25 protein-coding genes are annotated in these 24,815 nt (G+C 72.0%); 18 read left to right on the top strand and 7 right to left on the bottom strand.

The features are described from left to right. Positions 1 to 150: 150 nt before the first annotated feature. Together BJ969_RS19910 and BJ969_RS19905 are read left to right on the top strand one after the other, a co-directional pair. Positions 151 to 858, top strand: coding sequence for an ABC transporter ATP-binding protein (locus BJ969_RS19910; RefSeq protein ID WP_184480873.1), 708 nt, complete (start codon positions 151 to 153; stop codon positions 856 to 858). Continuing rightward, complete coding sequence (locus tag BJ969_RS19905) at positions 855 to 3,062, top strand: FtsX-like permease family protein (RefSeq protein WP_246457012.1); 2,208 nt, start codon at positions 855 to 857, stop codon at positions 3,060 to 3,062. Before BJ969_RS19910 ends, BJ969_RS19905 begins: the two co-directional genes overlap by 4 nt. Positions 3,063 to 3,139: 77 nt before the next feature. Here BJ969_RS19905 and BJ969_RS19900 read toward each other — a convergent pair whose 3' ends face one another. Continuing rightward, the gene (locus BJ969_RS19900; RefSeq protein WP_184480870.1) at positions 3,140 to 4,129 is read right to left on the bottom strand and encodes a helix-turn-helix domain-containing protein; all 990 of its coding nucleotides are present in this window, start codon (positions 4,127 to 4,129) and stop codon (positions 3,140 to 3,142) included. A gap of 52 nt (positions 4,130 to 4,181) precedes the next feature. Here BJ969_RS19900 and BJ969_RS19895 point away from each other — a divergent pair, with 52 nt between their 5' ends. After that, positions 4,182 to 4,577: a cupin domain-containing protein gene (locus BJ969_RS19895; RefSeq protein ID WP_184480868.1), complete on the top strand. Its 396-nt coding sequence runs from the start codon at positions 4,182 to 4,184 to the stop codon at positions 4,575 to 4,577. A 230-nt stretch (positions 4,578 to 4,807) separates the two neighbouring features. Next, positions 4,808 to 5,650, top strand: coding sequence for a metal-dependent hydrolase (locus BJ969_RS19890; RefSeq protein WP_184480866.1), 843 nt, complete (start codon positions 4,808 to 4,810; stop codon positions 5,648 to 5,650). A 64-nt stretch (positions 5,651 to 5,714) separates the two neighbouring features. On the opposite strand, the gene BJ969_RS19885 is transcribed toward BJ969_RS19890, so the two are convergent. Continuing rightward, complete coding sequence (locus tag BJ969_RS19885) at positions 5,715 to 5,942, bottom strand: hypothetical protein (protein ID WP_184480864.1); 228 nt, start codon at positions 5,940 to 5,942, stop codon at positions 5,715 to 5,717. 188 nt (positions 5,943 to 6,130) lie between these two features. Between BJ969_RS19885 and BJ969_RS19880 the strand changes: the two genes are divergently transcribed. Beyond that, the gene (locus tag BJ969_RS19880) at positions 6,131 to 6,832 is read left to right on the top strand and encodes an NUDIX domain-containing protein (RefSeq protein WP_184485543.1); all 702 of its coding nucleotides are present in this window, start codon (positions 6,131 to 6,133) and stop codon (positions 6,830 to 6,832) included. Here BJ969_RS19880 and BJ969_RS19875 read toward each other — a convergent pair. Further along, entirely contained in the window at positions 6,766 to 6,984 is a 219-nt protein-coding gene (locus BJ969_RS19875) for a hypothetical protein (protein WP_184480862.1), read from the bottom strand. The genes BJ969_RS19880 and BJ969_RS19875 overlap by 67 nt on opposite strands. A gap of 223 nt (positions 6,985 to 7,207) precedes the next feature. Here BJ969_RS19875 and BJ969_RS19870 point away from each other — a divergent pair, with 223 nt between their 5' ends. Then, complete coding sequence (locus BJ969_RS19870; protein ID WP_184480860.1) at positions 7,208 to 7,858, top strand: TetR/AcrR family transcriptional regulator; 651 nt, start codon at positions 7,208 to 7,210, stop codon at positions 7,856 to 7,858. 138 nt (positions 7,859 to 7,996) lie between these two features. Beyond that, complete coding sequence (locus BJ969_RS19865) at positions 7,997 to 9,211, top strand: cytochrome P450 (RefSeq protein WP_184480858.1); 1,215 nt, start codon at positions 7,997 to 7,999, stop codon at positions 9,209 to 9,211. 208 nt (positions 9,212 to 9,419) lie between these two features. Here BJ969_RS19865 and BJ969_RS30870 read toward each other — a convergent pair whose 3' ends face one another. Next, positions 9,420 to 9,722: an antibiotic biosynthesis monooxygenase gene (locus tag BJ969_RS30870; RefSeq protein WP_184480856.1), complete on the bottom strand. Its 303-nt coding sequence runs from the start codon at positions 9,720 to 9,722 to the stop codon at positions 9,420 to 9,422. A gap of 195 nt (positions 9,723 to 9,917) precedes the next feature. On the opposite strand from BJ969_RS30870, the gene BJ969_RS19855 reads away from it, so the two are divergent. Further along, the gene (locus BJ969_RS19855; protein ID WP_184485541.1) at positions 9,918 to 11,360 is read left to right on the top strand and encodes an aromatic amino acid lyase; all 1,443 of its coding nucleotides are present in this window, start codon (positions 9,918 to 9,920) and stop codon (positions 11,358 to 11,360) included. Between the two features lies 1 nt (position 11,361). Here BJ969_RS19855 and BJ969_RS19850 read toward each other — a convergent pair whose 3' ends face one another. Together BJ969_RS19850 and BJ969_RS19845 are read right to left on the bottom strand one after the other, a co-directional pair. Further along, positions 11,362 to 11,727 carry a hypothetical protein gene (locus tag BJ969_RS19850; protein ID WP_184480854.1) on the bottom strand — a complete coding sequence of 122 codons (366 nt, stop codon included), beginning with the start codon at positions 11,725 to 11,727 and terminating at the stop codon, positions 11,362 to 11,364. A 235-nt stretch (positions 11,728 to 11,962) separates the two neighbouring features. Further along, positions 11,963 to 12,178 (bottom strand): hypothetical protein, encoded by a 216-nt coding sequence (locus BJ969_RS19845; protein ID WP_184480852.1) that lies wholly within the window; start codon positions 12,176 to 12,178, stop codon positions 11,963 to 11,965. A gap of 199 nt (positions 12,179 to 12,377) precedes the next feature. On the opposite strand from BJ969_RS19845, the gene BJ969_RS19840 reads away from it, so the two are divergent. The 10 genes from BJ969_RS19840 to BJ969_RS19795 all read left to right on the top strand — a co-directional run bounded on the left by BJ969_RS19840 (position 12,378) and on the right by BJ969_RS19795 (position 24,039). Continuing rightward, a complete protein-coding gene (locus BJ969_RS19840; protein ID WP_184480850.1) occupies positions 12,378 to 13,070 on the top strand; it encodes a polyamine aminopropyltransferase in 693 nt (230 codons plus the stop codon). 194 nt (positions 13,071 to 13,264) lie between these two features. After that, positions 13,265 to 13,864 carry a TetR/AcrR family transcriptional regulator gene (locus BJ969_RS19835; RefSeq protein WP_343071501.1) on the top strand — a complete coding sequence of 200 codons (600 nt, stop codon included), beginning with the start codon at positions 13,265 to 13,267 and terminating at the stop codon, positions 13,862 to 13,864. Positions 13,865 to 14,186: 322 nt separating this feature from the next. Further along, on the top strand, positions 14,187 to 15,719 hold the full coding sequence (locus BJ969_RS19830) for a flavin-containing monooxygenase (RefSeq protein WP_184480846.1): 1,533 nt from the start codon (positions 14,187 to 14,189) through the stop codon (positions 15,717 to 15,719). Then, on the top strand, positions 15,719 to 16,630 hold the full coding sequence (locus BJ969_RS19825) for a metal-dependent hydrolase (RefSeq protein ID WP_184480844.1): 912 nt from the start codon (positions 15,719 to 15,721) through the stop codon (positions 16,628 to 16,630). The genes BJ969_RS19830 and BJ969_RS19825 overlap by 1 nt, the downstream gene beginning before the upstream one ends. 324 nt (positions 16,631 to 16,954) lie before the next feature. Next, positions 16,955 to 18,043, top strand: a complete 1,089-nt coding sequence (locus tag BJ969_RS19820; RefSeq protein WP_184480842.1) for a PDR/VanB family oxidoreductase — start codon at positions 16,955 to 16,957, stop codon at positions 18,041 to 18,043. A gap of 25 nt (positions 18,044 to 18,068) precedes the next feature. Then, positions 18,069 to 18,569, top strand: coding sequence for an SRPBCC family protein (locus tag BJ969_RS19815; RefSeq protein ID WP_184480840.1), 501 nt, complete (start codon positions 18,069 to 18,071; stop codon positions 18,567 to 18,569). Continuing rightward, positions 18,566 to 20,053, top strand: coding sequence for an aldehyde dehydrogenase family protein (locus BJ969_RS19810; RefSeq protein ID WP_184480838.1), 1,488 nt, complete (start codon positions 18,566 to 18,568; stop codon positions 20,051 to 20,053). Before BJ969_RS19815 ends, BJ969_RS19810 begins: the two co-directional genes overlap by 4 nt. A gap of 1 nt (position 20,054) precedes the next feature. Then, complete coding sequence (locus tag BJ969_RS19805) at positions 20,055 to 20,987, top strand: short-chain dehydrogenase/reductase (RefSeq protein ID WP_343071500.1); 933 nt, start codon at positions 20,055 to 20,057, stop codon at positions 20,985 to 20,987. Positions 20,988 to 21,039: 52 nt separating this feature from the next. Further along, positions 21,040 to 22,851, top strand: coding sequence for a fatty acid--CoA ligase FadD11 (fadD11, locus tag BJ969_RS19800; RefSeq protein ID WP_184480836.1), 1,812 nt, complete (start codon positions 21,040 to 21,042; stop codon positions 22,849 to 22,851). Between the two features lie 177 nt (positions 22,852 to 23,028). After that, on the top strand, positions 23,029 to 24,039 hold the full coding sequence (locus BJ969_RS19795) for an alpha/beta hydrolase fold domain-containing protein (protein WP_184480834.1): 1,011 nt from the start codon (positions 23,029 to 23,031) through the stop codon (positions 24,037 to 24,039). Between the two features lie 139 nt (positions 24,040 to 24,178). On the opposite strand, the gene BJ969_RS19790 is transcribed toward BJ969_RS19795, so the two are convergent. Further along, the gene (locus tag BJ969_RS19790; RefSeq protein WP_184480832.1) at positions 24,179 to 24,808 is read right to left on the bottom strand and encodes a TetR/AcrR family transcriptional regulator; all 630 of its coding nucleotides are present in this window, start codon (positions 24,806 to 24,808) and stop codon (positions 24,179 to 24,181) included. Positions 24,809 to 24,815 lie beyond the last annotated feature (7 nt).

Raw genomic sequence — 24,815 nt, 5'->3', positions numbered from 1 at the left:
CACCTGGCCTGATGGACCAGGAGCTCCGGCCGATCAGCCGACCCCGCGCGGCCTGTCGGATGAGGTGCGCGCTCCTCCTCCGCTGCGAACGTTTCCCCCGATCGACTTCCTGCGCCGCACGGCGCGCATCGGGACCGAGGGGAACACGACATGCAGCAGGGGCACATACCGGCGAGCCGGACGGTGCTGGCGGGCCACGGCTTGGCGAAGCAGTACGGCGAGCACTGGGCGCTGGGCGGCGCGGACATCGAGGTTCGAGCCGGTGAGGTGCTGGCGATCGTGGGCCCGTCCGGCTCCGGCAAGACCACGATGCTGCACGTGCTCGCCGGAATCCTGCGCCCGGACCGCGGGGAGGTCGTCTTCGGCGCGCGCCGCGTCGACCAGCTCTCCGAGACCAAGCGCAGCGAGCTGCGGCGCCACGAATTCGGCTTCGTGTTCCAGCAGGGCATGCTCGTCGGCGAGCTGACCGCGGAGGAGAACGTGGCGCTGCCCCTGCTGCTCGGCGGCACCGACCGGCGCACCGCCACCGGCACCGCCCGCGAGTGGCTGGCGGCGCTGGGCCTGGGCGGCATGGAGCAACGGCTTCCCGGACAGCTCTCCGGCGGCCAGGCCCAGCGGGTGGCGATCGCGCGGGCGATGGCGCACGACCCGAAGGTGATCTTCGCCGACGAGCCGACCGGCGCGCTGGACACCCGCACCGGCGAAGCGACGATGCGCGCGCTGGCCGACAGCGCGAGCCGAACGGGTGCCGCGGTCGTCGTGGTCACCCACGACCGCGAGCTGGCCGCCCGGTGCAGCCGTGTCGTGGAGATCCGCGACGGCCTCATCGCGACCGGTGCACCGGCGGTGGCGGGATGAACCCCTTGCAGCTGGCCGTGCGGGTGCTGCGGCACGACTCCCGCACCCGAACCTCGGCGATCCTGACCGCCGCCGGTGTGATGGTGGCGACCGCGCTGGTGCTGATCCTCACCGCGCTGCCGAACGCAGCGCAGGCGCGCACCGACCGCTCCTCCTGGCAGGACGGGCACCAGGGCGTGTCCGACACGGGCGGGGTGGAACTCGCCTCCCAGGACTACGTGCGCGGCGAGATGATCACCCGGCTGGACGTCTCCGGCGCCACCGGCGGTGGGAAGGCCCCGGAATTCCCGGCTCCCGGCGAGGCGCTGCTGTCCCCGGCGCTCGCGGAGAAGGCCGCCGCGCTGCCGGACGGCGAACTGGCCGACCGCTTCCCGCAGCGCATCGCGGGCACGATCGACCCGGGGCTGCTGCGCTACCCGGAACAGCTCGTCGCGATCGTCGGGCACCCGCAAGGCGCGCTGGACGAGGCCGCCGCCGTCGCCAACCCGTACTCCTCGGTGACGATCCAGGCGGCGTCCGAGGACCTGCTGCTGCAACCGATGGCGTTGTTCGGCCTGTTCGTGCTCGCCGCACCCAGCCTCGTGCTGGTCGCCTCGGCGTCGCGGCTGACCGCGGCGCGCCGGGAACGCAGGATGGCGTCGTTGCGGATGGCGGGTGCGACTCCGTCCCAAGTGGTCTCGACGGTCGCCGCGGAGACCGGACTGGCCGCGGTGGTCGGCACCGCGGCGGGAGTGCTGCTGACCTGGCCGCTGCGGTACCTCATCGCGATGATCCCCTGGGGCAACGGCACCTGGTTCGTCAGCGACATCACCCCGTCGATCTGGGCGGTCCTGGGCGTGGCGATCGGCGTTCCGGCGCTCGTGGTGGCCTCGTCCGTGCTGGGCGCCGGCCGGGTCGTGCGCGCGCCGCTGAGCGCGGCCACCGGGCAGCAGCGCGGCAGGCCCAAGGCGTGGCGGCTGCTGATCATCGCGGTGGTCGCCGCGCTGTTCGTGCTCGGCATGGTGAAGTACGACGACGGCGCGGGATTCCTGGTCCTCGTGCTGCCGATCGCCGCGGTGGCGTGGTCGTTCTCGCTGATCGGGCCCTGGATCACCGCCACCATCGGTCGGCTGTTCGCGCGGGTGTGGCGCGGTCCGTCGGTGCTGCTGGCGGGCAGGCGGCTGGTCAGCGACCCGAAGAGCGCCTACCGGTCGTCGTCCGGCATGGTGCTCGCGGTGTTCATCGGATCGATGGCGCTGACGGCGTTGCCCGCGATGACCGCCGGGCCGAATTCGATGGGCAGCTGGGATGAGGAGGGCGTGATCCTCGCGGACGTGCCCAGCAGCCGAGCACCCGAACTGCGCCAACGCCTCACCGAGGAACTGGCGGCGCAGGGCGTGCGGGCCACCGTCGCCGACTACGAGCAGGTCCTGATCGGCGGGGCCGGCGACTCGTCCACCTTCGGCCTGGTCATCGACTGCCGCGCCGCTCGTGAGGTGACTCCCTTCCGGCCTTCGTGCGAGGGGCCGCCCGGCGTCCACATGCCGAGCGGGCAGCCGACGTCGGAACTCACCGTCACCCCGAGCACGAGCGGCTCCGATCGGCCGCCCGCCACGCCGCTGCCGCCCGGAACCCCGGTCATCGCCGAGCCGAACCTGGACACCGTGCTCATCGACCCGGGCGCGATGCCCGCGATGGAAGGCTCGGAGCAGGCCACGTTGTCCGTGCTCCCGCCCACCGGAGCGGACCGGATCACGGTGCGCACCGCCATGGCGCGCACGATCCCCGGTGCGGACATCGAGTCGATCGAGTCGCGCAACGTCGCCGGGGACGTCCAGACCGGGGACCTGCACCGGATCACGGTGATCGGCTTGTCGATCGCGTCGGTGCTCGCGGCGGGCAGCGCGGCGATCACGGCCGCGGGGTCGGTCATCGATCGGCGCCGCACGCTGGGGGCGCTGATCGCCGCCGGCACGCAGAGCCGGGTGCTGGTCCGCGCCCTGCACGTCGAGGCGGCGCTCCCGGCGCTGGTCGCGGCGGGCATCGCGACCGCGGGAGGCACCGGCGTCTGCCTCGGACTGCTGAGCGTCCTGGACCAGAGCACCACGCTGACACCGGCGATCCTGGCGCCGATCGTGCTCGGCCTGCTGGTCGCGGCGCTGGCGGCGTCGGCCAGCGGGCTGATGCTGCGCAAGATCAGCGCGGAGCCGCTCGCCGACGAGTAGCGGTGCGCGGCGGCGGGCGCCCGGCGCGTCCGCCGCCGCTTGCCGCTGCATTCCCTTGGCGCTGAACGCACTTCGCGTCATCCTCGCTCCGGCACCGGCTCCGCGGGAGTCGTCCCGAACCGGCGGCGGTAGGACGACGGGGTGAGGCCGGTGTGCTCGCGGAAGCGGGCGCGGAGGTTGGCGGAGGTGCCGAAGCCGCTGGACGCGGCGACGCGGTCCAAGCCGAGCTCGCCGCGTTCGATGAGGCGGCAGGCCAGCGCGATCCGCTCGGTGGTGAGCCAGGCGAGCGGTGTCGTGCCCAGCTCCGCGCGGAACCGCCGGTGCAGCGTCGCCTGGCTCGTCGCGAGCCGCGCCGCCAGGTCCGCCACGGTCAGCGGCCGGTCCAGGTGCGCTCGGGCCCAGTCCAGGGCGGGCGCCAGCGACGTGTCCGGCACGTCCGGCACCGGCCGTTCCACGAACTGGCGCTGGCCGCCGTCGCGGTGGCCGGTGAACACGAGCCGCCTGCTCACGGCGTTGGCGATCTCGGCACCGTGGTCGCGGTTGATCAGGTGCAGTCCGAGGTCCAGCGCCGCCGCGCTGCCCGCCGCGGTGAGCACGTCGCCGTCGTCGACGTAGAGCACGTCCGGTTCCAGGCGCACCGAGGGGAATCGCCGCGCGAACTCCGCGGCCCAACGCCAGTGCGTCGTGGCCCGCCGCCCGTCGAGCACGCCCGCTTCGGCGAGGGTGAAGGCTCCGGTGCAGAAGCTCACCAGGCGGGCTCCGCGCCGCGCGGCGCGTTCGACCGCGGCCAGCGCCGCGGGCGAGGCGGGCGTTTCCGGATCGGGCCGGTTGGGCACGATCAGCGTGTCCGCCGCGTCCGCGGCCTCCGGACCGGCGACGTCGGAGAGCGTGAACATGCCCAGGTGCATCCGCACCCGGGGCCGCGCCGCGCAGATCGCGAACTCGTACCAGGGGCGGTCCAGTTCGGGGCGGCGCAGGCCGAACAGCTCGGTGGCCACGCCCATTTCGAACGGGTTCGAGCCTTCGTCGACCAGCACCACGACCCGGTGCGAGGATTCTTGCGGCATGTGCGATTCCTAGCACTCGTGGTGGCTCGCGGACCAGCCGAGGATGGCGGTCGTGACCACGAACCCGATCGACCTCAAGACCGCGCTGGACGGATTCGACGCCGTGTGGAGCCCGCGGATCATCGCCTACCTCAACGACTACGACATCCGGCTGGCCCGGTTCCACGGCGAGCACGTGTGGCACGTGCACCTGGAGACCGACGAGTTCTTCCTGGTGCTGGACGGCGAAATCGACATCGCGCTGCGCGAGCGGGAGGGTGAGCGGACCGTGACGCTGCCGCGCGGATCGGTGTTCGTGGTGCCGCGCGGCACGTTCCACAAGCCCTCGTCGGCCGGCGGTGCGGCGGTGCTGCTGGTGGAGCCGACGGGAACGCTCTCGGTCGGCGACGACCACGACGAGGTTCCCGGGCACGTCGACGTCACCACCGGCCATCCGGTGCGCGAGTAGGTCCGCGTCGTCCCCCGTTCGCCGCTGTGCAAGGGAAATCCCTCCGCCGCCGTGCGTCGTTGCGGGTGAATTCGACCGCTGCCGCGCCGCTCCGCTTCAAGATCATGTTCAATGTTCCTTGGGCCGCAACGGAAAACCGTCGGCCCTGGTTTCCGGCGCTACGCCGTTCGGCCGAGCGTCGCGTTCGCCCGCACGGCCGCTGCGCCGTGGCGGAGGGAGCGAACAGGACCATGGAAGCGGGCGGCCACGCGTGCACCGGAGCGTTGGCGGGAGCGGTGTCGAGCAGCACGGTCGGTGCGCTCACCGGCGCGGACCTCGGGGTGGCGGGGACGGCGGTGGGCGCACTGCTGGGCGCGGGCGCCGCGTTGCTGCCCGACCTCGACGCCGACGGCGCGACGGCCTACCGCAGCGGCGGCCGAGTCACCGCGCTCGTCGGGGAGTGCTTCCAGTTCCTGGCCCGCACCACCTACGGCAAGACCCGGTTGCCGCACGACCCGAGGGGCGACGGCGAACACCGCGGCCTGGTGCACACGCCGATATTCGCGGCATCGCTGGGACTGCTCGTCGGACTCGGCGCGCTGCTGACCCCGTGGGTGACGGGCATCGCGATGATCATGGTGCTGGCGCCCGGGATCAGCGCCCTGTCCCGCTCCGGGCCGCGCTGGGTCCGCCGCAGGCTGTGCACCGATCAGGACCCGGTGGCGCTGCTCGCGGCGGGTGCGATCACCTGGTCGCTCGCGGTGGCCGGAGCGATGGCCGAACTCGGCTGGTTCGCCGGATTGTCGATCACGATGGGCATGGTGGTGCACTCGGTGGGGGACTCGGCCACGCGCAGCGGCATCTGCTGGACGTTCCCGATCCGCCGCCGCTGCGCGAAGTGCAGCCGCAAGTCCGGCGCCCGCTGCTCCGGCGCGCGCTGGCGACGCGGCCACGTGCTGCCGAAGTCGATGCGCTGGAGCGTCGGTTCCCGCGGCGGCAAGCGCATCGAGCGCACCATCGAGCTGATCTGCCTGATCCTCGTAGCGGTCCTGCTCATCCCCGACGCAGCGGAACTCGCCCGCACGCTGGGCTGAGGTGAGCCGATCCCGAGACCGCACGCGTTGCGCGCGATCTCGGGATCTCGCGCGGAACCCGGGATCACCGCTCGTCCTCGTCCCCGGCGCGGAGCTTCAGGACGACGACGGCGAGCGTGCCGACGCCCACCAGCACCAGGGCGAGCAGCGCGAATCCCCGCTCGGCAGGGGACTGCCAGGTCTCGGTGATCGCCGCGGCGACGATCAGCGCGGACCACAGGAACGGGCCCAGCCCGGTGTGCCGACGGTGGTGCCGGTCTTCGGTTCGGTGCGGGGAAGTCGTTGCCATCATGGAGAACCTCCTTGCGGTAGAACGAATCCGGCTGTTGCTCACCTCATTCAAGACCGCTCGCACGCGGTGTTCTACGTCAGAAGTCACACTCACCCGATCTTCCGCGGGATCTTCGCTCGATCGCCGCGCGCCGCCGCTTCCGGTTTCTGTCGAAGTGACAAAAGCGTAGGGTTCCGGGTGTGCCTCGTGTGTCTCGTGCTCGGCAGCAGGTCGCGGTCACCGCGGACCTCGTGATCCTGACCATCCGCTCCGGCGAGTTGTGCGTTCTGCTGGTGGAGCGGGGCGTGCCGCCGTTCGCGGGCCGGCTCGCGCTGCCGGGGGGTTTCCTGCGCGGCGGGGAGAGCCTGGAGGAGACGGCGGCCCGCGAACTCCGGGAGGAAACGGGGATCGCGGCCGACGAACTGCACCTGGAGCAGGTCGGGACGTACTCCGCTCCCGATCGTGATCCCCGCGATCCGCGGGTGATCACCTGCGCGTTCCTCGCCATCGCGCCCGACCTGCCGCTGCCCGCGGCGGGCTCGGACGCGCGTGCGGCGAGCTGGACCCCGGTCGCCGAGGCGCGGGAGACCGGGCTCGCGTTCGACCACGACGCCATCCTGCGCGACGCGGTGCGGGCGGCCGGGCGGAAGCTGCAGTTCACCACCATCGCCACGGCCTTCTGCGGTGCGGAGTTCACCATCGGCGACCTCCGCGCGGTGTACGAGGCCGTGTGGGAGGTCGAGCTCGACAAGCCCAACTTCCACCGGAAGGTCACCGACGCGGACGGCTTCGTGATCCCCACCGGCGGCAGGCGGTCCTCGGCGAACGGCCGCCCGGCCGCGCTCTACCGGGCCGGTCCCGCGGAGTCGTTGGTCCCGCCGATGATGTGGTCGCGCAACGCCAGGTCCTGATCGGGCTCCGCGGACGAGTCCCGCGCAGCGGGCGGTGGCGGCTGCGCGGCGCCGAGCGAGTACCCGGTGAACGTGCCGCCGAGCACGGCTCCGGCGAGGAAAGCCGCGACGACCGTTCGAGTCGCGAGCCGCAACGAGCAGTGGATCTGCATCGATGACCCCTTTTTGTCGCACTGACAAATAGCTCTCGAAGTCGAGGCTAAGCCGGGCTCAGGTTTGTTGTCAACGTGACATGAACTGGCTTCCCGTCGTCCGCTCGTGTCGACGGGTTATCGGTGCGAGCTCCCGCGTTTTTGATCAGTCGCTTGACTTAATAATGGGTGGGCGGTTGACTGGGGTGGAGTGGGAGAGCGCGGTTCGAGGAGGGTTGTGGGGATGGCGGACCGCACGGTGCGGGGTGAGCGGGTCGGGGAGACCAGGGAGTCGATCCTGGTCGCGGCGGAGCGGATGTTCGCCGAGCACGGCGTGATCACCGTGTCGAACCGCCAGGTCAGCGAGGCCGCGGGGCAGGGCAACAACGCGGCCGTCGGCTACCACTTCGGCACCAAGGCGGACCTGGTGCGGGCGATCGTGCGCAAGCGCTCGGCGCCCGTCGAAGCGATCCGGGTCGGCATGGTCGCCGAGCTCGGTGGTGACGCGGGGGTGCGGGACTGGGTGGCGTGCTTGGTGCGGCCGAGCCTGGAACACCTCGCGGAACTGGGGAATCCGACCTGGTTCGCGAGGTTCGGGGCGCAGGTGATGACCGATCCGGCGTTGCGCCCGATCATGGTGGAGGAAGCGCTGAGCGCTCCGTCGCTGCGCCAGATCATCGACGGGCTGCACCGGTGCCTGCCCGCGATGGCCGACGAGGTGCGCGCGGAGCGGGGCGACATGGCGCGGCAGCTCATGGTGCACATGTCCGCGGAGCGGGAGCGCGCGCTGGCCGAGGGCGTCGGGACGCCGCGGGCCAGCTGGAGCGACGCCGCGGCCGGGCTGATCGACGCGCTCTGCGGGCTGTGGCTGGCCCCGATCACGACGAGCTCGTGACCCGAGCGTCGCCGGAGCTCGCGAACCGTCCGGCCACTGTGGATCGACAGTGTCCATGACCGGATGAATCCTCCCGCGTGGAAAGGTTTTTCGACCGGGCGCGCGGGGCCGACGTTGCAGGACGGAAAGAGGAGCACGATGACGAGCACGGTGAACCGGTCGGACGTCCCGGAATACCCGATGGAGCGGGCCGCCGGATGCCCGTTCGACCCGCCGCCCGCGCTGCGGCCGTTGCAGGAAGAGGCGCCGCTGGCGAAGGTGCGGTTGTGGGACGGCAGCACGCCGTGGCTGGTGACGCGCTACGCGGAACAGCGGGCGCTGCTGGGGGATTCGCGGGTGAGCGCCGACATCACCCGGCCCGGCTATCCGAGCTCCGCACCGGTCCGTCCCGGCGGGCCGCGCATCGGCTTCATCCTGATGGACGATCCCGAGCACGCGCGGCTGCGGCGGATGGTGGCCAGCCCGTTCACCATCAAGCGCACCGAAGCGCTGCGGCCCGCCGTGCAGCGGATCGTCGACGACCGGATCGACGCGATGCTGGCCGGTCCGAAACCGGCCGACCTGGTGCGGGACTTCGCGTTGCCGGTGCCGTCGCTGGTGATCTGCGAGCTGCTGGGCGTGCCCTACTCGGACCACGACTTCTTCCAGGACAACAGCAAGATGCTCATCAGCCTGGCCGTGCCGCCGGACGAGCGGATGGCCGCGCACGGGCGGCTGGAGGCCTACCTGGACGACTTGGTGGGCGCGAAGCTCGCCGAGCCCGGTGACGACCTGCTCTCCCGGCTCGCCGAACGGGTCGAAGCGGGCGAGATCACCCGCGCCGAGGCCGCGCAGATGGGCGTGCTCCTGCTGCTGGCGGGGCACGAGACCACCGCGAACATGATCGCGCTCGGCACGCTGGCGCTGCTGCGCCACCCCGAGCAGCTCGCCGTGCTGCGCGACACCGACGACCCGAAGCAGGTCGCCTCGGCCGTCGACGAACTGCTGCGCTACCTGAACATCACGCACAACGGCCGCCGCCGGGTCGCGCTGGAGGACATCGAGATCGGCGGTGAGGTCATCCGCGCCGGTGACGGGCTGGTCGTGCCCAACGACATCGGCAACCGCGACCCCGCCGTGTTCGACGACCCCGACCGCCTCGACATCGACCGCGACGCCCGCAGCCACGTGGCCTTCGGCTTCGGCGTGCACCAGTGCCTGGGCCAGGGCCTCGCCCGGATGGAACTGCAGGTCGTCTACGGCACCCTCTACCGCCGCATCCCCGGCCTGCGGCTCGCGACGGACATCGAGCAGATCCCGTTCAAGCACGACGGCGCCGTCTACGGAGTCCACGAACTCCCGGTGACCTGGTAGTCAGGCGGAACGGTCTTCGTCTTGTCAGCGGCGAAGCCGCTGAGCAGTGACCAGCCCGAGCAAAACGACCACCGGCGGGTTCTCAGCTGCTTCCTCGCGAGGACAGCTTTTTCCCTCGTGGCGGAGCCACTTGGGAAAAAGATCCCGCAGCGAGGAAGCACCTGAGGTTCCGCTGAGCGACCAACTACGAAGGCCACGCTGAGAGGATTCAGGACTCGTGCAGGAGTCGTTCGGTGATGGTGACCTTCCGGCCGTCCGGCACGAGGACCTCGGCGGCGGCTTCGGTCCAGGCCGCGAAGTGCGGCGAGGCGCGGTGCGCTTCGAGCGCGGCCTGGTCGAGGTAGACCTCGTAGAGGACGAAGTGGTGGTCGTCCTCGGTGTCGACGACGACGTCGAAGCTCACGCAGCCCGGTTCGCCGGCGACGGAGGCCTGCGCGTCGGCTTTGATCGCGGTCAGGAAGTCGTCTCGGCGACCGGGCTTGACCTGGAGGGATGCGACGAGGACGAGCACTCGGATCTCCTGCTTGCGTTGTGGCTTCCCCGGGGCGGGGCGGCCTCCTGATCGGCGGGCACCGCCGAACCTACCGCTGCCCGCGGGCCGGTGCGGCGAACCGGCCGGTGATCCGGAACTCCGCGCGAGCCGGAGCGCCGCGCGAGCTGTCCATACTGGGGCCGTTCCGACGGACCAGTGGCAGAGGAGACGATGGTGATCCGGGTTGACGGCCGCACGTTGCGGTGCGCTGATGTGGCCGACGCGGCGTGGGCGACGGGGCCGTTGCAGATCGACCTGTCCACGGCGGCCCTGCGGGTGGCGGAGCACTCGTGGCGGCTCGCCGACGAGCTCAGCACCGAGCGCGTCGTGTACGGCAGGACGACGGGCGTGGGCGCCAACAAGGACGACCTCGTGGGCGACGGGGAGTCCGCGGAGCACGCGTTGCGGTTGCTGCGCAGCCACGCGGGCGGCAGCGGGGAACCCATGTCGGTGGCGCAGACCCGGGGAATGCTGCTGATCCGCCTCAACCAGCTCGTCGCGGGTCGCGCCGGGATCAGTCCCGCGCTGATCACGGCGCTGGCCGAGGCGGTGCGGGTGGGCGCGACTCCGCTGGTGCACCGGCTCGGCGCCATCGGCACCGGTGACCTGGCACCGCTGGCGGAGACGGCGCTCGCGCTCGTCGGCGAGCGGCCGTGGCTGACCGGGCACGTCGCCCCGGTGGAGATCCTCAAGGGCGACGCGCTGGCGTTCATGAGCAGCAACGCGGCCACCCTGTCCGAAGCGACCCTGGCGACGCTCGACCTGGAACGGCTCACCCGCGCCAGCCACGTGGTCGCGGCGCTGACCTACGTCGCGCTGGACGGCAACCCGGAGGCCTACGCGACGCCGGTGCACGAGGCCCGGCCGCACGCCGGCCAGGTCGGGTGCGCGGCGGAGATGCGGCGGCTGCTCGGCCTGGACAGCACGCCGAAACCGGGCAGGCGCATCCAGGACCCGTTCGGGCTGCGCGCGTACCCGCAGGTGCAGGGCGCGGCCGTGGACGCGGTGCACTACCTGCGGGACGTGCTGGCCATCGAGATCAACGCGGGCACCGAGAACCCGATGATCTCGGTGGTGCACCGCGACGCCTACCACCACGCGCACTTCCACACCGCGTACGTGGCCTCCGCGCTGGACTGGGTCCGGGCCACCGTGCACCAGGTCGCGGAGTTGTCGGCCGCACGCCTCGGGGACCTCGTCGAGCCGGAGTTCACCGGGTTGCGCCCGTTCCTCGCGGCCGGTCCGGCGGGCAGTTCGGGAGTGATGATCCTCGAATACGTCGCGCACGACGCGCTCGCGGAGCTGCGCCACGCGGCGCTGCCCGCGACGCTCGGCACGGCCGTGGTCTCACGGGGCCTGGAGGACCACGCGAGCTTCTCCACGCAGGCCGCGCGGGCGACGACGGCGGCGGCCGTCGCGTACCGGCGGCTGCTCGCCTGCGAACTGGTCGCGGCGGTCCGCGCGCTGCGGATGCGGGAAGCGGACCTGGTGGACCTGCCGGTGCGCGCGGCCTACGAGCTCGCTGCGGAGACGCTGGACCCAAGCGTGGAGGACCGTCCGCTCACCGAGGACATCGGCCGCGCGGGAACCGTGCTGGACGACCTGGTCCGGTTCTGAGTCAACGGTGCGGGCGCAGCGTGCGCCCGTGCAGCCGGGTGAGGACGGCGCCGTCGAGGGGGCGCTTCACGACGATGAGGGTCGCCGCGAGTCCGGCGCCGAACAGGAACACGGCCCCGCCGAGGACCGAGCGGACCAGGTTCCAGCCGTGCGCGACCTGCTGGATCGCGCGCTGCTCCGCGTAGCCGACCGACCGGCCGGTGCCGTCCCCGGCGACGATGTGGCAGGACTGGTCGGGGCGCATGACCTGGTCGCCGCAGCGGACCACCAGCGGGTCGGCGCCGATCGGCCCGGACTGGACGAGCGCGGAGCCGCCCAGCAGGAGCAGCGCGACGGCCACGAACCACGCTTGGACGAGCGAACCCATGGGCCCTCCGGTGCGGTCGGCGACGACCTTCGCGGCGTCGCTCGCGCGACGCTGGTGCCCAGTCTGTCGGGCCGCGGCGCCGCACCGGGTGGTCTGTACAACGTGGAGGGTGGAAAACGGCTGTTCACGGCGGTGGTGCGGATTTTCCGGTCCGGATCGGTCCGCCGGTCGCCGACGCTGCAACCCGGTGCGGCGGGGGTGCGCCGCGCCGGTGGCGCGCGGCGCACCCGGTGCGCTACTCGGAGGTGGTCGAGCCGGAGTCGCCGCTGAGGGCGTCGGCGAAATCGTTGGCGACGCCCGCTCCGGCCTGGATCCCGCCCGCGATCAGGTCGAGCGGTGTGGTGGTGTTGTTCTGCTCCGGCTCGGCCTGGGCGAGGCCCAGCGCGGAGCACATCAGCACTGCCGTGGTTCCGGCGACGATCGCTGCTCGGTTCGCTGCTGCGAGACGCATCGGTCCGCTCCTTGCTCCCGGGATCAATTCCGCGGGCAAGGTTCCACGGAGCCGGACCCGTTGCCAGCGCGCTCACCCGCCCGGGGGTCCCCTGAACGACAGCCCACCCGACTGGTGCCCGAGCCCGGAGAGCCCGCCCGGACCGGCGGGCGCCGGATGGTTCAGGGTGGGGGCGAACAGGGGAGAGGGAGGCCGGCGCGTGGGACGACGTTTCGAAGAGCTCGACTGGCAGGACACGCCGATCGGCGAGGTCAGCCTGCGTCGCAGGCTCGATCCGGCGCTCGGTGCGGACGTGTACGAGGTCAAGCTCGGCGACGAGTTCCTGATGTCGAGCGCGTTCACCGTGGCCGAGGAGGAACTGGCCCGGCTGGGGCTGGCCGCCGTCACCGGATCGGAGCTCGACGTGCTGGTGGGCGGGCTCGGGCTCGGCTGCACCGCGCAGGCCGCGCTCGCCGACGAGCGGGTGCGCTCGCTGGAGGTGGTGGAGGCGCTGGGGGCGGTGATCGACTGGCACCGGCGGGAGCTGCTGCCGCTGGGGCACGAGCTCAACGCCGACCCGCGGGTCCGCTTCGAGCACCGCGACTTCTTCGCCTGGGCCGCCGAACCTCCGCAGCGGCGCTACCACGCGATCCTGCTCGACATCGACCACTCGCCGACCAACGTGCTCGACGCCGGGCACGCCGACTTCTACCGGCCGTCCGGCCTGCGCCTGCTGGCCGAACATCTGGAGCGGGGCGGGGTTTTCGCGCTGTGGTCGGATGATCCGCCCGCGGAGGAGTTCATCGCGGCCCTGTCGGAGGTCTTCGGGACCGTCCGGGCGCACGTGGTCGACTTCGACAACCCCTACGGCGGGCCGCGGGGTTCGAACACGGTGTACGTCGCGCACGACTGACCCCGGACTCCGCCGGGGGCCTGAGACCGGTCGCCGCGGGGAATCGCGGTGCGCGGTCGGGCTGATGCCTGGAGCGGGTGTGCACGACCTCACCCGTGTCGGCGGTACCGGCGGGGTTCGCGACCGTGACGTGCCAGGATGGGCGGATGGTCGGCCGCCCGGATTCCGCCGCCCCCCACCGAGTGTGGCGGGGCGTGGACGCGTCGGAGCGGCAGGCCCGGCGCCGCGACCAGCTCGTCGCGGCCGGGTTCGCGCTGATGGGCGGCGACGGCGCGAAGTCCGTCACGATGCGCGGGGTCTCGCGGGAAGCGGGCCTCACGGAGCGGTACTTCTACGAGAGCTTCGCCAACCGCGAGGCGCTGCTGATCGCGGTGCTGGACGCGACGGTCGAGCAGGCGCGGGAGGTGCTGCTGGCCGCGGCCGAGCGGGCGCCGGCGCAGCAGCTCGACGCGGTCCGGTACCTGGTGGGCGCGTTCACCGAGTTCGTCACCTCCGACCCGCGCCGGGGCCGCGTGCTGTTCATCGAGTCGCTGGCCGCGCCGGAGCTCGCGGAGCGGGGGCGGGAGCTCGTCGCGGAGTTCACCGTGACGATCGCGGCCCTGATGCGCGGCGCCGAGCTCGGCGGCGAGCAGGCCGACGAGCAGGACGTGCGGCTCAACGCGCTGGCGATCTTCGGCTCGCTGGCGCAGCTCTACCAGGCCTGGCTGGAGGAGCGGATCGACGTGCCGCGCGAACGGTTCGTCGAGCACGTCTCCCAGGTGATCGAGAGCGCGGGGCGCGCGACCTCGCGTTGATCGTCCACATCGGACGGTCCTGCTGACCCGCTCCCGGTGGGGCGTCGACGCGGGTGCGCGCCCGCGAATTCCCGGCTCCGGCTTCGTCGCGGCGGTGAACCGCTCCAGTTATTGACATCGTGCTAATAGCCGAGGATGCTTCATTTCCGGTGAGCCGGATCACGGGCGGCGGCTCGCTCGGGAGTGCTTGCTCGTCCGGTGTATTCGCACGTCAGGGTCCTGTCGATCAGGTTCAAAAGTTGACATCAAGTGATGTTGACATTGTTTGATGTCAAAAATATCGTCCGAGGACCGACGTCGCGCATCAACGAGGAGGCAGGCGATGGGCAGCTCTGGGGAAACGGGCGACACCGCCGATCGTCAACGGCGGGTGCGGGTGGCGATCGTCGGCGCCGGCTTCGGCGGACTCGGCACGGCGATCATGCTCAAGCGCGCCGGGATCGACGACTTCGTGCTGCTGGAACGAGCCGCGGAAGTCGGCGGCACCTGGGAGGTCAACACCTACCCCGGCGCGCAGTGCGACATCCCGTCGATCCTGTACTCGTTCTCCTTCGCGCCGAACCCCGAGTGGAGCAGGCTCTACCCGCTGCAGCCGGAGATCAAGGACTACCTGCGGCGCTGCGCCGAGGACTTCGACCTCGTCCCGCACCTGCGGATGGAGCACGAAGTGCTCGACGCCGCCTGGGACGAGGACGAGCAGCACTGGAACGTGGTGACGGACAAGGGGGCCTGGCAGGCGCAGGTGCTCGTCGGCGCCACCGGACCGTTCAGCGAACCCTCCGTCCCGGACCTGCCCGGCCTGGAGCGCTTCCAGGGGAAGGTCTTCCACACGGCCCAGTGGGACCACGAGCACGACCTCGCCGGCGAACGGGTCGCGATCATCGGAACCGGTGCCTCCGGGGTCCAGATCATCCCCCGAGTGCAGCCGGTGGCCGGGGAGCTGACCGTCTTCCAGCGCACGCCGACCTGGATCATGCCGCACCCCGACCGCCGCATGACCCGCTTCGAGCAGCGCGTGTTCCGGCGGTTCCCCGCCGTGCAGCGGTTCGCGCGGGAGTGCTTCGACCTCGTGCAGGAAGCGCTCGTTCCCGGATTCGTGCACCGGCCCGGCCTGCTCAAGGGCATGGAATGGCTCGGTCGCGCGCACCTGCGCCGCCAAGTCCGCGACCGCGAGCTGCGGGCCAAGCTCACGCCGCACTACTCCTTCGGCTGCAAGCGGCCCACGTTCTCCAACAAGTACTACCCGGCGCTGGCGGCGCCCAACGTCGACGTGGTCACCTCCGGCATCGCAGAAGTGCGGGAGAACGGGATCGTCACCGGCGACGGAACGCTGCACGAGCTCGACACCATCATCATGGGCACCGGCTTCCGGATGACCGACAACCCCGTTTTCGACCGCGTGCGGGGGAAGAACGGCCGCAGCATCAACGAGGTGTGGCAGGGCGACGCGCAGGCCTACCTGGGCACCACCATCAGCGGATTCCCCAACTTCTTCTTCCTGCTCGGGCCGAACTCCGTCGTCTACACCTCGCAGGTCGTGACGATCGAAGCGCAGGTCGCCTACATCATGAGCTGCCTGCGCCAGATCGAACGGCGAGAGCTGGCGAGCATCGACGTCAAACCCGAGGTGCAGCAGTCCTTCGCCGACGAGGTCGAGCACGGCCTGCGCAACTCGGTGTGGAACGTCGGGGGATGCAGCAGCTACTACCTCAACGACGCCGGGCGCAACTTCGTCTTCTACCCCGGATTCAACCGGGCGTTCCGCTCCCGAACGCGCGAGGCCGAGCTGGCCGACTACCACACCAGCAGCGCCGCCGAGCGCAGCGCGATCTCCTCGAGTCAAAGGACGTCATGATGTTCCGACTTCCCCGCATCGGCAGGAAACCGGTCGTCGACCCGCGCGGCGCCCGCCGCTACACCGAAGAGGCGCACGTGATCGCGCCGCGCGACGTGGAGTTCTCGTGGGACGGGGTGCCGATGCACTACATCCCCGGTGAGCCGCTCGCCACGCACACCATCAACTTCATGCACCTGGTGCTGCCGGAAGGCGAACGGGCGATGTCGAACGCGCTCGCCGAAGCACTGCCGCTGATCAAGGATCCGCGGCTGCACGAGGAAGTCGTGGGTTTCGTCGGCCAGGAGGCCACGCACGCCTCCTCGCACGAGGGTGCGCGCGAGCACCTGTCCTCGATCGGCCTGAACACCGAGCCGATGACGCGGAAGCTGGAGTGGATGGTCGACCACGTCCTCGGCGACCGCGGCCTCAAGGGCCGCGCCAAGCACGCGTGGCTGTGCGAGCGGCTCGGCATGTTCGCGGCGCTGGAGCACTACACCGCGGTGATCGGTGAGTGGCTGCTGAACGCGAACGTGCTGGAGCGCAAGGGGATGCACCCGACGATGCTGGACCTCGTCCGCTGGCACGGCGCCGAAGAGGTCGAGCACCGCAACGTCGCCTTCGACGCGTTCATGTACGTCGACGGCAGCTACGCCCGGCGCGTGCGCACGGCGCTGCTGGCGAGCTTCACGCTGCTGGTGCTGCTGCTGTCGTCGCTGCACTACCTGTTCAAGGCCGACCCGTCGAAGGACAAGGGCCGGTTCTGGTTCCTGCAGCTGCTCAGCGCCATGCGGCGCGGGGTCGTGCCGAACATCGCGCTGTTCGTGACCGAGATCCCGAAGTACCTCAACCCGCGATTCCACCCGTCGCAGCTGGGAAGCATGGACGCCGCCGTGCGCTACCTGGCCCAATCCCCGGCGGCCAACGGATGATCGGGTTTTCCGGCTCGTTCTTCTTTGGTGGTCGGGTGGCGGAACCTCAGGTGTCTTCTCGCTGCGGGATCTTTTTCCCGAGTGGCTCCGCCACGAGGGAAAAAGCCGTCCTCGCGAGAAGACACCTGAGAACCCGCGGGTGAGGGCTTTGTGACGTGGGCTATGTGCTTCGCACATACAGGCACGGCTTCGCCGCCCAAGGCACGGACTTCGGCCGTGAGGCGCGGGTTGGGTTCGCTCTTGGTTCGCCGTTGGCGAGGCGTTGGGTGTCGCGCGCGGTTCATCTGGGACGACGAGATCGATGACGGGTTCTGAGGGAAGACGATGACCATGATCGAGCAGGCGGGGTGTTCCGGTTCCGGGTTCGCACCGGGGCCGGTGTTGCGGGCCATCGGCGGGTTCAGCGCCGCTTACCGCAGGGTGTTCGCGGAGAGCGGTGTGGCGCCGTTGCTGTCGCGGCCGAATCCGGTGCGCCGCGGCGGATTCGACCTCGGACTCGTCGTCAACGAGGTGCGGGCGGAGGCGGCCGACGTCGTCAGCGTGACGCTCTCCGAACCGGCGGGCGCGCGGCTGCCGAGCTGGGTTCCGGGCGCGCACGTCGACGTCTTCCTGCCCTCCGGCAAGCAGCGGCAGTACTCGTTGTGCGGCGACCCGGCGGACCGGTACCGCTACCGGATCGCGGTGCGCAGGCTCGCCGACGGGCTCGGCGGTTCGCGCGAGGTGCACGACGAGCTCGCCGCGGGCGACCGGATCACGATCCGCGGGCCGCGCAACGCGTTCCGGCTGATCGAAGCGGAGTCCTACCTGTTCGTCGCCGGGGGCATCGGGATCACGCCGATCCTGCCGATGGTGCGGGAATGCCACCGGCGCGGTGCACCATGGCGGTTGGTCTACTTAGGACGAACGCGGGACGGGCTGCCGTTCCTGGACGAACTTTCCCGCTACGACAGCGGCGTCGTCGACGTCCGCCCGGACGACGAGCACGGATTGCCGGACATCACGGCGATCCTCCCGGAAGCCGCGCCCGGCGCGGCGGTCTACCTGTGCGGCCCGACGCCGCTGATGACCACCGCGCGCGGCCTGATGCGGGAGATCAATCCCACCGGATCGCTGCACACCGAGCGCTTCTCGGCGCTGCCGGTGCGCGACGGCAGGCCGTTCGACGTGCACCTCGAACGGACCGGGACCACCGTCGCCGTCCCGTCCGACGAGTCCGCCCTCGCCGCGATCCGCCGGGAGCTGCCGGGCATCGCGTACTCGTGCCAGCAGGGGTTCTGCGGTACGTGCAAGGTCCGCGTGCTCGACGGGGAGGTCGAGCACCGCGACAAGCTGCTGCTCGACGGCGAACGCGCGGATTCGATGCTGATCTGCGTGTCCCGCTCGGCCGGCGAACGGCTCACCCTCGACCTGTGATCAGTCCACCGTGGAAGGCTGCCCCATGACCCGCTGGTATCCGCTCGCCGAGTCGGACGACGACTTCCTGCGCTCGGCCAGGTTCCGCTTCGCACACACCGTCGAGGTGCCGGTCCCGCCCGGCCAGGTGTGGGAGGCGTTCACCGCCGACGACGCGCTGGTGTCGTTCTCCCGCGCGATCACCGGCGCGGAGTGGACCTCGCCGCGGCCCTTCGGCGTCGGCACCACCCGGACCGTCACCGTCGGGCGCGGCGCGGCCTCGCTTCGGGAGCGGTTCTACCGCTGGGACGAGGGCAGCCGGATGACGTTCGGCGTCGAAGCCGCGAACCGGCCGGGTCTCCGCCGCTTCGCCGAGGACGTCGCGCTGGAACCGATCGCGAGCGGGACGCGGTTCACCTGGACCTTCGCGGTGGAACCGGCCGGGTGGCTCGCCCCCGTGCTGGCGCTCTCCCGTCCGCTGCTGCGGAAGGTGACGCGGAGCTGGGCCGACGGTGCCGCCCGCCGCGCGACGGGAGGCGCGCGATGACGGCGGGCACGACCACCGCGCCGGACGTGTTCGACGTCCGCAGTCCGCTCACCGGCGAGGTGATCGGCACCTACCCGGTGCACGGCCCCGCCGACGTCGCGGCCTCGGTGAGCCGGGCCCGCCTGGCGGGAACCTGGTGGGACTGGCTGGGCTTCGCCGAACGCGCCCGCAGGCTCGACCGGTGGCGCGGCATCATCGCCCGCCGCAGCGATGAGCTCGCCGAGCTGGTGCGCGCGGAGACCGGCAAACCGCGGGCCGACGCGATGCTCGAAGTCGTGATGGCGCTGGAACACCTCGCCTGGGCGGCGCGGAACGCGAAGAAGGTGCTCGGCCCGCACACCGTCCGCTCCAGCCTGCTGATGCTCAACGAGGCGGCGAGCGTGGCGCATCGGCCGCTGGGCGCGGTCGGCGTCATCGGACCGTGGAACTACCCGGTGTTCACCCCGCTGGGCTCGTTGTCGTTCGCGCTCGCCGCGGGCAACGCCGTGGTCTACAAGCCGAGCGAGCACACGCCCGGCGTCGGCGCGTGGCTGGTCGACGCCTTCGCGGCGGTCGTCCCCGAACAGCCCGTGCTGCAACTGCTCACCGGCGACGGCGGCACCGGCGCTGCGCTGTGCCGCTCCGGCGTCGACAAGATCGGGTTCACCGGGTCCACCGCCACCGGCAAGCAGGTGCTGGCCGCGTGCGCGGCGACGCTCACGCCGGTGCTCATGGAGTGCGGCGGCAAGGACGCGCTGATCGTGGACGCCGACGCCGACGTCGCGGCGGCGGCCGACGCGGCGGTGTGGGGAGCGACGTCGAACGCCGGCCAGACCTGCCTCGGCGTCGAACGGGTCTACGTGCACCGGGCCGTGCACGACGAGTTCGTCGCCGAGGTCGTCGCGCTGGCCCGCACGATCCGCGCGGGCACCGGCCCGGAAGCCCGGTTCGGCCCGATGACCACACCCGGCCAGGTCGACGTCGTCCGCGCCCACATCGCCGACGCACTCGACAGGGGAGCGCGCGTCGCGCTCGGCGGCCTGGACGCGATCGACGGCCGCGTGGTGCAGCCGACGATCCTGCTCGACGCGCCCGAGGACTGCCTCGCGGTGACGGAGGAGACCTTCGGGCCGACCATGACGATCGCGAAGGTGCGCGACGCCGACGAAGCGGTGCAGCGCGCGAACGCGAGCCGGTACGCGCTGGGGCTGACTGTGTTCTCCCGACGCAACGGCACCCGGATCGCCGCGCGGATCCGCTCCGGCGCGGTCGCGGTGAACTCCTACGTCGGCTTCGCCGCGATCCCGAACCTGCCGCTCGGCGGGGTCGGCGACTCCGGGTTCGGCCGGGTGCACGGACCGGAAGGGCTCAAGGAGTTCACCTACGCGCGCTCGATGACGCGGCGGCGCTTCCGCGCTCCGCTGCCGGTCACGACGTTCCGGCGCGGCCCGCGCGTGGATCGGCTGATCCGGGTGCTCGTCCGACTGCTGCACGGGAGGCGCTGACGTGTCCACTGCGAACCGCGTCGCCGCGGCCCTGCGGGACCTCGGGATACCGCTGCCCGGCGGAATGCACTACGACGTCGCGGGCAAGGTCGTCGTGATCACCGGCGGCGCGGACGGGATCGGCTTCGCCCTCGCCCGCATCCTGCACGGCAAGGGCGCCGTGGTCGCGCTGATCGACGTCAACGCCGTGGCGCTGCGCGCCGCCGAGGCGGCGCTGGGCGGGGAGCGGGTCGTGACGACCGCCGCCGACGTCCGGGACCGCGCCGCCATGGACACCGCCGTGCGCGAGATCGCCGCGGCGGCGGGCGGCATCGACGTGGTCGTGGCCAACGCCGGAGTGACACCGCCGCCCGCGACGCTGCGCCAGATCGATCCGGCGGACTTCGACCGGGTCATCGACATCAACCTGATGGGCGTGTTCAACACCGTGCGCCCGGCGATCGACGAGGTGATCGCGCGGCGCGGCCACATCGTCGTGGTGTCCTCGGCGGCAGCCTTCTCACCCGCGCTCGGCGGAGCCGCGTACGTGGTCAGCAAGGCCGCGTCCGAGCAGCTGGGCCGCATCCTGCGGCTGGAGCTCGCCGGGCACGGCGCCACCGCCGGAGTCGCGTACTTCGGCATCGTCGACACCCGCCTCGCGCAGGCCACGCTGGACGAGGACGACCTCGGGGCGGAGCTGAACTCGCGGCTGCCCCGGCCGCTGCGCCGCCGCATCTCCGCGCAGCGCGCGGCGCGCTCGGTCGCCGATGCGATCTCCCGGCGCGCGGGCAGCACCACCGTTCCGCGCGCCTGGCAGCCGTGGGGGCTGCTGCGCGGGTTGCTCAACGTGCTCATCGACGCGGTGCTCGTCTCGGACGCGCGCAGCCACCGGTTCGTCCGCGACCTCGAAGCCAGGACGGACCGGCGGCGAGCGGGCGCACCCGAAGGTCGTTGAGCCCCCCGGCCCGCTGCGGGCCGTTCCGGAAGAACTCCTCGAGGAGGTTGCCATGACCGGGGAACCGGCCACGTTGTGCGCGGCGTTCCAGCGGACCGCCGCCGTGAACCCCGACGCCGTCGCGCTGCGGACCGTCGGCGGCACCCAGGAGCTGACCTGGCGCGACTACGCCGACCAGGTGCGCGAGGTCGCGGGCGGCTTCGCCGCGCTCGGCGTGGGACGCGGCGACACGGTGGCGCTGATGATGGCCAACCGCGTCGAGTTCTACCCGGTGGACGTCGGCGCGCTGCACGTGGGCGCCACCTCGTTCTCCCTCTACAACACGCTCACCCCGAGCACGATCTCCTACGTGCTCGGCAACGCCGGAGCCGACGTCGTGGTCTGCGAGGCGCAGCACGTCGAGCGCATCCAGGAATCCGGGGCGTCGCTGACGGCGATCGTCGTGGTCGACGCGGAGCCGGGGGAGCAGCCTGCGGGCACGATCACGCTGGCGCAGCTGACGGAGCGCGCCGCGCCGGACTTCGACTTCGACGCGGCCTGGCGGGCCGTGCGGGCCGACGACGTCGCCACGCTGATCTACACCTCGGGCACCACCGGCGACCCCAAGGGCGTCGAGGCCACCCACGAGGCGCTGCTGTTCGAGGCGCGCGCGATCGGGCAGGTCCAGCCCATCGAGTTCGGCGACCGGATCACGTCCTTCCTGCCCTCCGCGCACATCGCGGACCGGTTGACCGCGCTGTACCTGCACCTGGTGTTCGGCACCCAGATCACCGCGGTCGCCGACGGACGCCGGATCGCCGCCGCGATCCCGGACTGCCTGCCCACCATCTGGGGCGCGGTTCCCCGGGTGTGGGAGAAGTTGAAGGCCGCCGTCGAAGCGGCCGTCGACGGCGAGCCCGACGAGGAGCGCCAAGCGCACCTGCGGTGGGCGCTCGACGTCGGGCACCGCCGGTTCGCGCTGCTGCGCGCAGGCGAACCGGTGCCACCAGAACTGGCGGCCGAGCACGCGCGCGCCGACGAGGTGCTCGCGCTGCTGCGCGCCCGCCTCGGCTTCACCGAGCTGAAGTGGGCCATGTCCGGCGCCGCCCCGATCTCCCCGGAGACGCTGGCGTTCTTCGGCGCGCTCGGGCTGAAGATCTCCGAGGCGTGGGGCATGTCCGAGGTGACCTGCATCGCCAGCATGGCGCCCGCCGACCCGGTCAAGCTCGGAACCGTGGGCAAGGTCCTGCCCGGCATGGAGATGTCGGTCGCCGCCGACGGCGAACTGCTGCTGCGCGGGCCGCTGGTGATGAAGCGCTACCGCGGCGAGCCCGCGAAGACCGCCGAGGCGATCAGCCCGGAAGGCTGGCTGTCCACCGGCGACGTGGTCGCGGTCGACGACGACGGCTACATCACCGTCATCGACCGGAAGAAGGAGCTGATCATCAGCGCCACCGGCAAGAACATGTCCCCGACGAACATCGAGAACGCCGTCGTGGCGTGCTCCCCGCTCATCGGTGCCGTGGCGGCGATCGGCGACGCCCGGCCGTACAACACCGCGCTGATCGTGCTCGACCCCGAAGCGGTGGCCGCGCACGAGCGGGACGCCGCCGAGCTGTCCCGGCGCCCCGACGTCGTCGCGCTGGTGTCGGCGGCGGTCGCCGCGGGCAACGCGAACCTGGCCCGCGTCGAGCAGGTCAAGCGGTTCCGGATCGTGCCGGAGTTCTGGGAACCGGGCGGTGCCGAGCTCACCCCCACGATGAAGTTGCGCCGCAAGCCGATCGCGACGAAGTACGCCGCCGAGATCGACGGGCTCTACGCCGATCCGCGGCCGGACGACGTGCACGAACCCGCGACCGAAGCGGTCGCGGCGGCGCGGAGCTGACGGGGGCGGCGGGCGAGAGCGGAGTCCGTCATGACCGACGACGAGACGGCTCGGGGCGCGAGATCCCGCCGGGTCCAGTCCGATGTGGACGATCGAATCGGAGAACCGTCCGGGGAACCTGGTGGGCCAGGTGGGGCTGGGCGGCTCGATACGTCCGGTGATCCTGATCGCCCCGGCGTGCCCGGTGCGCCAGGTCGGCCGGTTGAGTCCGGTCGGGTCGAGGAGTCCGAGGAGCCCGGCCGCCCCGGCGTGCCCGGTGCGCTCCGCGGGTCGGTGCGTTCGCGGGTGCTCGCCGCCGCGTTGCGCCGGACGCTCCGCCCGCTGCTCGAACGGACTCCGGTCACTCCCGAGACCTTGCGCCGCGCACGCGGCATCACCGGCGGGCTCGCCCCGCTGCTCGGGCCCGTCCCGTTCGGCACGACGGTGCGGCGGATCCCGCTGCCCGGCTGCCACGCCGACCTGGTCCGCACCGGCCGCGACACCGGGACGCGGCGGGCGGTCCTCTACGCGCACGGCGGCGGATTCGTGCTGGGCTCGGCCCGGCTCTGGCGCGCGCAGGTGGCCCGGCTGTCGGCGCTGACCGGGTCTCCCGTGCTGGCGGTGAACTACCGGATGGTCCCGGAGCACCGGGTCGACGACGGCGTGCAGGACTGCGTCGACGCCTACCGGTGGCTGCTGGACCAGGGCCGCACCGGCGAGGACGTCGTGCTGGCCGGGGATTCGGCGGGCGCGAACCTGGCGTTCGCGGTCGCCCTGCGGGCGCGGGAGCGCGGGCTGCCGCGCCCGGCCGGGATCGCCGCGACGTCACCCTGGCTGGACCTCGCCGCGACCGGCCCGTCCTACACCGCGAACCGGCTCCTGGACCCGTTCCTGCCCGCGCGGGCCGCCGCCGACGTGGCGCGGATGTGCGCGGTGGACGTGGAACCGAACGCTCCGGAGCTGTCCCCCTGCTACGCGGACCTCCGCGAGCTGCCGCCGGTGCTGATCCAGGTCGGCTCCCTCGACCTGCTCCGCAGCGATGGCGAACTGATGGCCCGGCGCCTGCGGCAGGCGGGAGTCCCGTGCGACCTGAGCGTCTGGCACGGCCAGATGCACGCCTTCACCCTGCTCGCCGCGCTCCTGCCCGAAGCCCGTGCCGCCGTGCGCGAACTCGCGTACTTCGCCGCGCGCCCCACCGGTCACGGCTAGCTACGGGCAGGTCCCGCCGGCGCGGTCGCGTGCGTCCGATCAGCTCGGCTTGCCCTGCGCTGCAACGGGTTCTCCGCCGGGCCAGGCCGGGCGGGAACGACATCGCGGAGGTCGTCCACACCGTGACGGGCGGCGCCGGTCATTCCGATCGGGCGGCGAGGACGTTGGGGAACGTCGTCGTGAGGACGTGCAGGATGACGTCAGTGAGCATGACGTGCAGGTCGCTGCGGGACAGGGTGCCGCGGACCAGCCATTCCCTGGACGCCGCGCGGATCATGCTCCCGTAGGAGCGGATGATCGCGCGCAGCACCTCGCGGCCCTCGGTGACGTCGGCCATCATCGCCGCTTCCAGCACGCGGTCGGCCGCGATCTCGTCGCCCTCCGCGAGGATCTCCTCGACCTCCGGGTCGCGCCCGATGGCTTCGGGGCCGATCGCGGTCAGCCACATCTCCTTGTTGCGCTCCACGACGTCGAGCCAGCGGTCGATGCTGATGGCCAAGCGCTGCTCGACGGTCGTCTTGGGCAGGTGCTCGGTCACCGGCGCCGGGATCACCATCATCTGCCGGACCACTTCGAGGTACAGGCCGCGCTTGCCGCCGAAGTAGTGGTTGATCAGTCCTCGGGCGACTCCCGCTTCGTTGGCGAGGTCGGTCGTGGACACCGAGGCGTAGGTGCCGGTGCCGAACAGCCGCCGCGCGGCGAGGAGGATCTCCGCTTTCCGCTCGTCGGGGTCGAGCCGCCGGCGTGGCGTCGAGGACTGCACACTCATGCCCGCC

Source organism: Saccharopolyspora gloriosae (assembly GCF_014203325.1).
Classification (GTDB): Bacteria; Actinomycetota; Actinomycetes; order Mycobacteriales; family Pseudonocardiaceae; genus Saccharopolyspora_C; species Saccharopolyspora_C gloriosae.
This window is presented reverse-complemented; position numbering and strand designations above follow the sequence as displayed.